The sequence below is a fragment of the Butyrivibrio sp. AE3009 genome (assembly GCF_000420845.1).
Lineage (GTDB): Bacteria > Bacillota > Clostridia > Lachnospirales > Lachnospiraceae > Butyrivibrio.
The window spans coordinates 1-12022 of record NZ_ATVS01000058.1; the positions used below are offsets into that span (position 1 = coordinate 1).

7 protein-coding genes, 1 pseudogene and 1 riboswitch are annotated in these 12022 nt (G+C 46.8%); of the genes and pseudogenes, 6 read left to right on the top strand and 2 right to left on the bottom strand.

All coding sequences use genetic code 11. The annotated features are described in order from the left end of the window. The 3 genes and pseudogenes from G588_RS0117275 to G588_RS0117285 form a co-directional block, all read left to right on the top strand. Positions 1-1364 (top strand): annotated as a pseudogene (locus tag G588_RS0117275) (hypothetical protein); the annotation flags it as partial. Between the two features lie 237 nt (positions 1365-1601). Beyond that, positions 1602-1940, top strand: coding sequence for a PadR family transcriptional regulator (locus G588_RS0117280; protein WP_022779951.1), 339 nt, complete (start codon positions 1602-1604; stop codon positions 1938-1940). A gap of 45 nt (positions 1941-1985) precedes the next feature. Then, positions 1986-3224: a permease prefix domain 1-containing protein gene (locus tag G588_RS0117285; RefSeq protein ID WP_022779952.1), complete on the top strand. Its 1239-nt coding sequence runs from the start codon at positions 1986-1988 to the stop codon at positions 3222-3224. 58 nt (positions 3225-3282) lie between these two features. Here G588_RS0117285 and G588_RS0117290 read toward each other — a convergent pair whose 3' ends face one another. Further along, complete coding sequence (locus G588_RS0117290) at positions 3283-4875, bottom strand: alpha-amylase family glycosyl hydrolase (RefSeq protein ID WP_022779953.1); 1593 nt, start codon at positions 4873-4875, stop codon at positions 3283-3285. Positions 4876-5518: 643 nt separating this feature from the next. Between G588_RS0117290 and G588_RS20830 the strand changes: the two genes are divergently transcribed. After that, the gene (locus G588_RS20830; RefSeq protein ID WP_022779954.1) at positions 5519-7663 is read left to right on the top strand and encodes a glycosyl hydrolase 53 family protein; all 2145 of its coding nucleotides are present in this window, start codon (positions 5519-5521) and stop codon (positions 7661-7663) included. Here G588_RS20830 and G588_RS0117300 read toward each other — a convergent pair. After that, positions 7660-9387 (bottom strand): sensor domain-containing diguanylate cyclase, encoded by a 1728-nt coding sequence (locus tag G588_RS0117300; protein ID WP_022779955.1) that lies wholly within the window; start codon positions 9385-9387, stop codon positions 7660-7662. The genes G588_RS20830 and G588_RS0117300 overlap by 4 nt on opposite strands. 219 nt (positions 9388-9606) lie before the next feature. Continuing rightward, a riboswitch (ZMP/ZTP riboswitch) is annotated at positions 9607-9692 on the top strand. 44 nt (positions 9693-9736) lie between these two features. Here G588_RS0117300 and G588_RS0117305 point away from each other — a divergent pair. Beyond that, positions 9737-10444 (top strand): IMP cyclohydrolase, encoded by a 708-nt coding sequence (locus G588_RS0117305; RefSeq protein WP_022779956.1) that lies wholly within the window; start codon positions 9737-9739, stop codon positions 10442-10444. Between the two features lie 12 nt (positions 10445-10456). After that, complete coding sequence (locus tag G588_RS0117310) at positions 10457-11635, top strand: phosphoribosylaminoimidazolecarboxamide formyltransferase (protein WP_022779957.1); 1179 nt, start codon at positions 10457-10459, stop codon at positions 11633-11635. The last annotated feature ends 387 nt before the right edge of the window (positions 11636-12022 follow it).

Genomic DNA, 12022 nt, shown 5'->3' on the forward strand with positions numbered 1-12022 from the left:
CTACAGGTGAAGGTCAGCCCACAGGCGACGCTCAGCCTACAGATGGCGATGGACAGCCTGCAGGCGACAATGCTAATGCAGGAAGTACCGGAGACAATGGATATTCCGGTGACAACGGAAATGCCGGAGATAATACAAATGGCGGAAGCACGGGTGACACCACAAATGCCGGTGATAACACTCAGGGCGGCGACAATGGCGGCGCTGGTGATACCGGAAGTACAGGAAATACTGAAGGTACAGGAAATACTGAAAGTACAGGAAATACTGAAGGTACAGGAAATACTGAAGGTACAGGAAATACAGAAAGTACAGGAAGTACAGGTTCAGAGGGTACAATAACTCTTACCTATGATGAACTCCAGGATATGCTCAAGAAGGCAGCTGATGAAGCAGCAGCTGTTGCTTCCGAGAAGACCAAAGAGGCTGTTTTGGCTCAGGTTAAGGAAGAGTCAGACAAGAAGACAGCTGAGACCAAGACTCTTATACAGAAGATTTCCATTTATTCCGGAACCTACGGGGCAGCCAAGGCATCAACCAAGATCCTTGGTGATACATTACAGACTCTTAACAGCATAGATTTCAGCGAGGCAACACTTACACAGCTTCAGACTCTTAAGACAGGTGCTGAGCAGGTTGCTACCGGCAATGCACAGATGGCCGAAGGAATCAAGAATATCTACGCTGGAGCACAGAAGCTGGATTCAGGAATCGGTAGTCTTTCAGAAGGCGCCAACAAGCTTTCTGCAGGAACCAAGGCACTTGTTGCCAATAACGACAAGCTTTCCGGCGGTGCAGGCTCTATGGTAGCAGGAGCAAAGAGACTCTCTGAAGGCGCTGTAACACTTAACGAAGGTGCCGGCAAGCTCTCAACAGGAGCAAGTCAGGTCAATGCAGGAGCTGCCAAGCTCTCAGACGGCGCAGGACAGCTTAATGACGGAGCAGCCAAGCTTGCAGATGGCGCAGGACAGCTTAATGACGGAGCAGTCAAGCTCTCAGACGGCGCAGCACAGCTCGATGAAGGCGTAGGCAAGTTACACAGCGGTGCCGGTGAACTCAATGACGGTGCCAAGAAGCTAAACGATGGCGCAAATGAGCTCAGAGACGGTGTCAAGGAACTTGCAGACGGTTCAGTCAAGCTTGACGACGGCGTTCAGGAACTCCTTGAAGGAATGCTTAAGTTCGATGAGGAAGGTATTGAGAAGCTCTACGAAGCATTCGACGGAGACTTCACCGAATTCGCAGACAGGATCACAGCCATCCAGGAAGCAGGCAAGGAATACACATCTTTCGGCGGATCCTCAGAGGAGGAGCCCAGCTCAGTTAAGTTCATTATCAAGACAGACAGCATCAAGACATTGTAATTAAAGAAATAAGCAGCAGTGTTAAGGGGCCGGTTCCCATCAACAAACTGTGAACAACATACTCTATCGGTAATCTGAGAAGTTCACAATTTGTTATTGGGGACTGGCCCCATTTTTTTGTTGACATACTACGACAGTCGTATTATATTGTTACTATGACAGACGTAGTATGTTTGTCGTAGTAATTATCCGTTACAAGATACATATAATCAAATACATAAGGAAAAGGAAAAAGCTATGCAGGAGATCAGCAGCGATGTGATCAGAGGCTATAACGACACTATTATCCTGTATTTCCTTCGCCGGGAGGACTCCTACGGATATGAGATATCCAAGAATATCAAGACCATGTCCGACGGTAAGTATCTCATCAAGGAGACGACGTTGTATTCTGCTTTTACAAGGCTTGAGAAGAACGGATATATCTCATCCTTCAGCCGGGAGGCAGAAAATGGCAAGCGCCGCACCTACTACCGTATAACCGACGCAGGGCGCGATTATTACAGGGAAAAATGTGAAGAATGGCTTTTGACCAAGGATGTTATTGAGAGATTCATCTCTCAGGAAGCAGTTTGATTTATTATCAAGAAAAAAAGTGTGTGAAAAACGGGAGAAAGAATAATGGAAGCAATCAGAGAATACCTTAACAGCATTTTTGCAAATTTACCTGCCACAGATGAAGTTCTCAAGGCTAAGCAGGAGCTTATGACAATGATGGAGGACAAATATGGCGAGCTTATGTCAGAGGGTAAGTCAGAGTCAGAGGCCTTAGAGATCATCAAGGAAGAGTTTGGCAATCTGGATGAGATAGCAGATTCCATGGGAATCAGAAGAGATGAGAATTCAGAGAATTACAGAAGATTAGTGGACATTGAGGAAGCCAGAGACTATATTTCAGAGAATGGTTTTTCACAGTTCATGTTGGGTGTTGGAGTTATGTTCTGCATTATGTGCGTAGTTGGCCCTATTCTTTCCGATGGCCTTGCAGGCTTCTTTAGAATAGGAGCTTTGTCCAAAATGGTATCAGCATTTTCCATCATTTCATTGTTTGTTTTCATTGCTGTAGGCGTAGGACTTATTGTTCTTTCCTCCGCAAGAAAGAGAGAATGGAGATTCCTTTCAGATGAGCTCTGCACCATTGATGCAGAAACAGAAACCTATGTTAAAAGCCAGCTGGATTCTCACCAGGTAACAAGGGGACTTGTTCTTGCGGCAGGAATCGTGCTTTGCTCCTTAAGCGTACTTCCCACTGTGCTTCTTGAGATCATTTTTTCCAACGAATTTATTACCGAGAACCTTGCTCCTGCGCTTCTTTTTGTAATCGCAGGCCTCGGTGTTTGCCTCATCATCTCATCCTCCGGAAAAACAGGAGCCTGCAAGAGACTTCTTAAGCTCAATTCCAGAGAATCCCTTGATGAAGAGCTGGATGATGAAGAGGAGGACGATGAGATGCCTTCCAGACATACAACCGGCAGTGATAGCACCGGAACCTATGCAGCAGCCGCTTCAAGTGAGGCAGCAAGCATCATTGATAGCTGGGAGAAGGAAACCACCAGAACCGTAGAAGCCATCAAGGAAGCTAAGGCAGACACAATTGATCAGGTCAGGGTTAACGAGCTTAAAAAGGAATTAAAGAAAGAGCTCAAAAAAGAGCTCAAGAAGGATAAGACCTACAAAACCCCCAACGGTCGTGAGATCAGCCCACTTATGGACACTGTTCTCAGCAACTACTGGGCAATCGTTTTTGCAATCTTCATGATAGGCGGCTTTGTATTCGGACTTTGGGGACGCATGTGGCTTATCTGGATCATTGCTCCAATCGTTCACAGCTACCTCAAAAAGAGCTACGGACTTAAGTAAATCTATATGAAATAATTAAGGGCTTTGAGATTGTTATTATCTCAAAGCCCTGTTTTAATTAATCAAGCTTGATAACTGCGAAGGACTGAGGGCCAAGTGTGATCTTGGTCTGAGTCACGTCGCATTTTCCGATGCAGTGCACGATGTCGCTGTTGTCATAGTGGTACTCATCAGACACCTTGGCAAGATCCTCGTAGTGGTCGTTGTCTATAAGGGAAACCGATGCCTCCTTCTCAGAAGGGTTGATGGCAACCATCAGCATGCCTCGTCTGTAGATGAAGGGGAAGCTGTTTTTCTCGGCAAAGAGTACTTCGAAGCTTCCGTCAGCCTGAAGGTCAGGATATTTATGGCGAAGCGTAACAAGGGCCTTCACCTCATTGAGAAGTGAATCGGGATCCTTCTCCTGAGCAGCTACCGTAGGAGCATCTTCTGCAGGGTCCTGTGGAAGGTAGAGGGTATCAGGATTGCAATCCGAGAAACCGTGGTTCTTGCTGTCATCCCACTGCATGGGGGTTCTGCTGCCGGTTCTTGCAAAGCCGCCTTCTTTGGTGGGAATATCCAGATATCTCATGCCTATCTCATCACCGTAGTAGATAAAAGGAACTCCGGGAAGGGTCAGGAACATAGCATAGGCAATCTTAAGCTCATGATAGGAGAGAGTCCTTCTGGGCCTTGGAGTGTCGTGGTTACAGGTGATGAAGCTGATGTAGCCGTAGTCCTTGGTTCCGTCATATTTGGGAAGATAATCATCCAGGAATCTGAAGATATCGCCATCGCCGTCTTTTTTCAAAAAGCTGTGATCACCGCCGGGAGTCTCGTTGTCGCGGATAAGGGTGTTGTAGCCGTTTCCGTGATGGTCCAGGTAAAAGTCAGCGTGGAAGCCGCTCTTAAGCGCCTGATGGGGATTGCTCCACTCTGAAACAAGGGCAGCCTCGGGATAGTCCTTATCAAGCATTTCTCTTATGTTTTTCCAAATGGCGCCGGTGGCTGATTTGTTTTCGTCATCCTCTTTTACCAGAGAGTCCGCCATGTCTACGCGGAAGCCATCGCAGCCGTGGTCCAGCCAGAAACGCATTACGTCCTTCATGGCTTCTCTTGTTGCGATGCACTCAGGATCGTCGGGAGCCTTCTGCCAGTCCTCGGTTCTGTTAAGGAAGCCGTAGTTAAGGGCAGGCTGGCACTTGAAGAAATTCAACATGTAGCAGCCATCTCTCTCTGCCTCGCCGCCGATGTAAGGGTGTCCGCCAATTCCCTGGAAAGCGGCATTGGTCCATACATATCGGTCAGAGTATTCGTTGCGCTCAGCCTTCTTGCTCTCAAGGAACCAGGCATGCTCCTCTGAGGTGTGGCCGGGAACCAGGTCAAGGAGCACGTGGATGCCTCGGTTATGGGCTTCGCCAAAGAGTCTGTAGAGATCCTCATTGGTGCCGTAGCGGGGTGCTACCTTCTTGTAATCCCTTACGTCATAGCCTGCATCCTTGAAAGGAGAGTCATAGCAGGGATTGATCCAGATCGCATTGCAGCCAAGGCTCTTAACATAATCGAGCTTCTCTATGATACCGTTGATATCTCCGATACCGTCGTTATTGGTGTCTTTGAAGGTTTGTGGATAGATTTCGTAGAAAACAGCGTCTTTTAACCAGTTTGGCATGATATTCCTCCCTCATTATAGGTGTTGGTGATAGTGAGCATTTGCTAGTCGTAACCACTTTTTTTATGATACAATATTCATAGTTCCGGTAACGTTTCCAATAACCAAGATTTTATATTATCCTTTGCAACATCGCAAGTAGAAAATATTAGTATCAATTTTAGAAAACGACTTTTCGCATCGTTTTTTCGTGACAAATGAGCATGTTTATGCATTAACGGTAAAGCGATAGCTAATTACGTCTAAATATTTAATACCTCAAATATAACGTAGTCCGATTTTTCTTCTACGTCTATAATGTCGTTTTTTCATATTGGACGTAGTGGTAAAATAGTGTTTGGACTATCCGTTACGTCCGATTGGCATATAATTTGATTCAGACGTAAATTTATTATTCTGCTTATGGCTTAATTTATTTGAATTACGTTAATTATGGATTTTTTCTAAATAGACGTAAAGATATTTGGCAGAGCTACGCCATATATCGAAAAGCGTTCAAACAGACGTAATGAAAAAAAATGGACTACGTCTGCGCCAGTTTTTTTCTTAAATAATACGTAATAGATAATTTCGCGGTAGGCAAACACAAAAAACTCATATAAAACACATCCATAAAATATCAGAAAGGAAATGGGGAAATACTATGAAAAAGAAAACCATCTGCCGTGTCATGGCCGCTGCCATATCATGTTCAATGCTGCTTCAGGGCTGTGCAGGAGCTGCAGACAATAAGGAAGTGGCAGGCTCTGGCACAGGAAATTCCCAAACATCATCAAGTACAGGAAACTCAGAAAAAGCAAATGATTCAGGAAACACTGAATCAACCGGCACTATACAGAATGATGCCGCAAACGCTTCCGAAGCTTCATCTGAATCAGTAGCCCCCATCATTACTCCCGCAGAGCACCGCGACAAGGTAGACACTACGATTTTTGTAAAAAAGATCGATAACCTGCCTGAGAACTATATCTGCGGAATGGACGCATCCTCGGTACTTGTTGAGGAAAACAGCGGAGTTAATTACTATAACTACGACGGCGAGGTGGCAGATGTCTTTGAGACCCTGGCAGATAGCGGCGTCAACTACATAAGGCTCCGCGTTTGGAACAATCCCTACGACAAGGACGGAAACGGCTACGGAGGCGGCAACAACGATGTTGCGACAGCGATAGAGCTGGGCAAAAGAGCCACCAGGTACGGAATGAAGGTCTGCATAGATTTCCACTATTCCGACTTCTGGGCCGATCCCAAGAGGCAGCATTGTCCCAAAGCCTGGGAGGGAATGGATCTGAACGCCAAGTCTGATGCGCTCTATGATTTTACTGTGGATTCACTGACACAGCTCTTGGACGCGGGCATTGACGTCTCCATGGTTCAGGTTGGAAATGAGATCAACTATGGCATGAGCGGAGAGAAGGCCCAGGCCAATGTGACAAAACTCCTGTCTGCAGGTAGCAAAGCAGTCCGCGAGATGGCAGATAAATACGGCAAAGATATTAAAGTAGTCATTCATTACACCAATATTCAGGACATCCCCGAGCTTACCAATCTTGTGACTAATCTGGGGCTTGCAGGAGTCGACTATGATATCATAGGCCTTTCCTATTATCCTTTCTGGAACGGCGGTTTTGATGAAATGCAGGCTGCTGTTCAGATGATAAAAAACGACTATGGAAAAGAGGTGCTACTGGCCGAGACTTCTTATTGCTACACATCGGAAGAAGGTGATGGCACCGGCAACAGCATTAGCGGCGAGGGTGATATTGTCGATGGCTATCCCGCTACGGTTCAGGGCCAGGCAAATATGCTCAGAGACACGATGGCTGCGGCAAATGATGCGGGAGCTCTTGGAGTTTTTTACTGGGAAGGAACCTGGATTCCGGTTGGAAAGCCTACTGACAACAATTCAGAGAAATGGGAGACCTACGGAAGCGGATGGGCCAGCAGCTTCGCGGCGGATTATGACCCTGAGGACGCAGGGCTGTACTACGGCGGATGTTCCTGGGATAATCAGGCGCTCTTTGATTTTGAGGGCAATCCTCTTGCGTCTTTAAATACCTTCAAGCTCATAAGAACAGGCTCTGATGCGCCGCTTCAGATTGATGCGATTCCCGATGTGTACAGGACTTTTGTTGTGGGGGATAAAATAGAACTTCCTGACAAAGTAGACGTTATATACAATGACACCTCCAGGAATACCAAGGTGCCGGTTACCTGGGATGCAGATACAGTTGCCCAAATTGATAATTCCGGTCAGCAGTCCATAAATGTTCCCGGAACCGTTGAAGGAACAGACGGAGAGCCCCAAACAATCGTATGCCACGTTGAAGTCAAACTTCCCAATCTGGTGGTCAATCCAAGCTTTGAAGACAGCGATATCTCCATGTGGAAGGTTGAATACGAGGGTTCCACCAATCCCACTGATCTTCAGGAAAAAGCTGATGATGCTTACACCGGCGACTTTGCTTATCATTTCTGGTCCGGCGATGGTGACATGGACTTTACCATCTACCAGGAACTGACAGACCTTGAGGAAGGAAGCTACAGGCTGGAGTGCTTTGCCCAGGGCGGAGATATGTCCGGGGATTCCAATCTGGAACTCTTTGCGGTTGTGGGCGACGAAACCTACAAGAAGACCTTCATGGTAACCAACTGGGCAGAGTGGAAGAACCCTGTCATTGATGATATTAAGATTGCCACCGGTGACACGATCAAGATTGGTGTTCATTATACCTGTAACAAAGGAAGCTGGGGCACCGTCGATGACTTTGCTCTGACTAAGAACTAAATATCACTGCATACACGGTCTTTGCCCTGTTCCTTGGCACGGTACATCAGGGCATCGACCCTGTCTATGGTTTCCAATACGCTTTCACCGGCGTGATGTGCGGTTACACCAACGCTGATGGTAACATTAACTTCCGAATCGGAGCAGGCCTTTACTCTTTTTCTGAGTCGCTCTGCTATATCCTTAACCTGCTCCGGTGAGTAGCCGGACACAGATAGCATGAATTCCTCGCCGCCCCAGCGTCCTGCCTGTATTCCGGGAAAAGAGTCCGAGTGCTCATACAGGTGTCTGGTGGTAAGCTTGAGGATCTTGTCTCCCATGTTATGTCCATATCTGTCGTTTATCTGCTTAAAATTATCCACATCCAGCATTATGAGATACCAGTCTTCATTTTCTGCGTCATAGATAATTCTTTCTATGGCTCCGCGGTTAAGAAGGCCTGTGAGCGCATCGTGGGAAGCCTTGTACAGCATCTCGTTGAGCTGCTCATTTTTTTCCATCAGTTCTTCTGTTATTGTGTTGATAAAAATGGCAAGTCTGGCGGTGATGGGCATGTCGGAGGATTTCTCCAGCTGCTCCACGTCAAGGTCAATAAGGCCCTGAGCCTTGCCTTCTCTCATGGCAACGCAGACTATGGACAGGTTGTTGAGCACCGTTTGGGATTTGTATCTCATGATCTCACCAAGGGCGCTGAATCCCGTTGTCTGCATATGCTTGGAAATTTCGGCAATCTCCACGTCTTCATTGCCTCCCCAAAAGAGTTTACGTCCCATACAGTTAAAAATATTCACAACCTGGGGAGCAAAATCTCTCACAAGAAGCCCTGTCTGTTTGGTATGCTCGAAGATCCTTCGGGGATCGCCGTAGGTAAGACGTACCCGGCTGCCCTGAGGAATATTGGAAGACATGACTATACTGCCGTCCGGATTCAGAGACTTGGCATGTCTGATATAATTCGTTGTTTCATCTATCTGCACTTCCCATGGGAATTCCAGAGCATCATAAAAGAAATTTTTGCCCTTGCCGATGTGAAGATAGTGATGGTACACATCGTAGGCGGGCTTGCCATCCAGCTCGTAGACAACAGGACCCTCTGAGCGGGTAACGGTAAGAGGATAACCAATGGCCTTCCAGCCAAACATCCTGTTGGTCTGAATGTGGAAATCTTCGCCGCTGTAAAATACAAAAACGGTGCCGTTTTCGCTGTAATCACAGTCATCAGCAAAAACAAAGGATTTGCATGCAGCGTCTCCGACAGCCACTCCGCCGAAGAGTTCAACCTCCTCGGGAAGCTCATCCAAAAGCATGGAGACTCCCTCCATATCCTGGTAGGAAGCAGCGGTAAGAACCTCAATTCCCTTGAGGTTAGGAATTGCAGCGGCATATTTAAGTAGCGCTGTTTCGTCCATTTTTTTATCATAATAAGGAAGCACCTCAATTCCGGTGCCCGGTTTATCAAATATCATAAGAGACAGTACGATCTCGGTGTCATTCATGCTGCCCTCAAGAATCTCTCCCGTTGCACTGCAGCCTATGACCGGAATATCGGGAGCAGCAGTCCTGAGGATTCCTCTGACAGCATCAGTCTTGACGCGATTATCCGCCAGATCGTAAGGTACATAAATATGAAAAAGAGCGGCCCTCTCATTTGCTGAGAGACTCTCAGTCCACTGTTTTACTGTATTTTCAAGTTTGTCGTTATAAGAAGTCTGTAATAATCTCATTAACATCGCTCCTGATTTTTTTCGTCTGCCGTATATATAATACTACAAAATCCCTGATTTGTTAGAAGTATTGTTTGGAAGCTGATTTGTCTGACAATTTGACATTAGTGTGAATTGGAAAATTGTCACCGGTATCGCGGATGGCATTGATCAGTACATGAATTGAATAAAAATGGTCAATTAAGTACTTGAAAAAATCTGCAGGATAATGTATCTTATACGTGTCTGTACAACTGGCGGATAAGTGGGTAACCACATGGGAGTACAGATAATGAAAAGAATTGTCGACCGCCTGGGCAGCCGCTGTAGTGGCTTGCCCAGGCGGTCTTTCTATTATACGGAGGTCACAATGACAGATTTAGTAAAAGAAATCTCAAGCACCACCTACCCTGGCCGAGGAATCGTAATCGGCACAACTCCTGATGGCAAATACGCAGCCTGCGCTTACTTCATCATGGGAAGAAGCGAGAATTCAAGAAACCGCGTATTCGTAGAGGACGGTGAGGGTATCCGCACCCAGGCCCACGATCCTTCCAAGATGGAGGATCCAAGTCTTATCATCTATGCACCTGTCCGCGTCCTTGGTAATTCCACCATCGTAACCAACGGAGATCAGACCGATACTGTTTATGATCTTATGAAGGAGGGCAATACCTTCGAGCAGGCACTCAGAACAAGAGAGTTTGAGCCTGATGCCCCCAACTACACACCCAGAATTTCAGGAATCATGAACGTGGCAGAGGGCAAGTATGATTTTGCTATGTCAATCTTGAAGAGCAATCACGGAGATCCTTCTTCCTGCCAGAGATTCACCTTTACCTATGAGAATCCCAAGGCCGGTGAAGGCTATTTTATCCACACCTATATGGGTGACGGCAATCCACTTCCCAGCTACGAGGGAGAGCCTACTCTTGTAAATATCGATGGTGATATTGATACCTTCACTAACAATGTCTGGAACGCTCTTAACGCAGACAACAAGGTTTCACTTTTCACAAGATATATTGAGATCGCAACAGGAAAGTATGAGAGCCGCATCATCAACAAGAACGCGTAAAGGAGAATAACCATGAACGAGATCGAACTTAAATATGGCTGCAACCCCAATCAGAAGCCTTCAAGAGTATATATGGAGAATGGAAGTGACCTTCCCATCAAGGTTTTAAACGGAAGACCCGGTTACATCAACCTGCTTGATGCCCTCAACGGATGGCAGCTTGTATCAGAGCTTAAGAAGGCAACAGGCCTTCCCGCAGCAACTTCTTTCAAGCATGTATCACCTGCCGGAGCAGCAGTAGGAACACCTCTTACAGATATCGAGAAGAAGATCTACTGGGTAGAGGATCTTGGAGAGCTCAGCCCCCTGGCTAACGCTTACGCAAGAGCAAGAGGCGCTGACAGAATGTCATCCTTCGGAGATTTCATTTCCCTGTCTGATGTCTGCGACGCAGATACGGCAAGGCTTGTTAAGAGAGAGGTTTCAGACGGAATCATTGCTCCCGGCTACACAGATGAGGCCCTTGAGATCCTCAAGGCCAAGAAGGGCGGCAACTACGCAGTGATCGAGATCGACGAGAACTACGTTCCCGAGGCAGTTGAGAAGAAGCAGGTATTTGGCGTAACCTTCGAGCAGGGACACAACTTCATCGAGATCGGTGAGGACATGCTCACCAACATCGTTACAGACAATAAGGATCTTCCTGAGTCTGCCAAGATCGACCTTATCATTGCACTTATCACACTTAAATATACACAGTCCAACTCGGTATGCTATGTAAAGGGCGGCCAGGCCATCGGTATCGGTGCAGGCCAGCAGTCCAGAATCCACTGCACACGTCTTGCAGGCTCCAAGGCTGACAACTGGTTCCTTCGTCAGGCACCTCAGGTTCTGAACCTTCCTTTCCTTGACAGCATCAAGAGACCTGACCGCGATAATGCCATCGACCTCTACATCGGCGCAGATTACATGGACGTTCTCGCAGAGGGCAAGTGGCAGAATATCTTCAAAGAGAAGCCCCCTGTATTTACAGAGGCAGAGAAGAGAGCATGGCTCGACAAGAACACAGACGTTGCCCTTGGCTCCGACGCTTTCTTCCCCTTCGGTGACAACATCGAGAGAGCCTATAAGAGCGGCGTTAAGTATGTAGCTCAGCCCGGCGGCTCTGTACGTGATGACAACGTCATCGAAGCAGCCAACAGCCACGATATGGTTATGGCATTTACAGGCCTCAGACTGTTCCACCACTGATAGTTTAGGTAATACGCAGCCTATCTCAGTAATAATATTGATCGTAAAATGGACTTTGGTGTCGCACTAGATGCCGGAGTCCATTTTTTATACAGCACTATAGATTGTAAAAAATGACGAGTTATGAACAAAGCGAATAAATATGTAGTTGTGATACCCGGTAGATTCAAATCCGCTGAAAGTATGTGAGACATAAAATTTTATAGTGGTAATTTATGTTAAGGAATCCGTACGCACTCCCTTGACAGCACAAGGAATAATTGCTGCGTCGTCACCACCGACGGCGAGGAACTCAGGAACAATCTATTTTTTCTCCGTCGAGGACAGCATTGTAGCAATTATTCTTTGCGCTATCAAGGGCAAGCCGCTTACGCGGTGGCTGTTTTC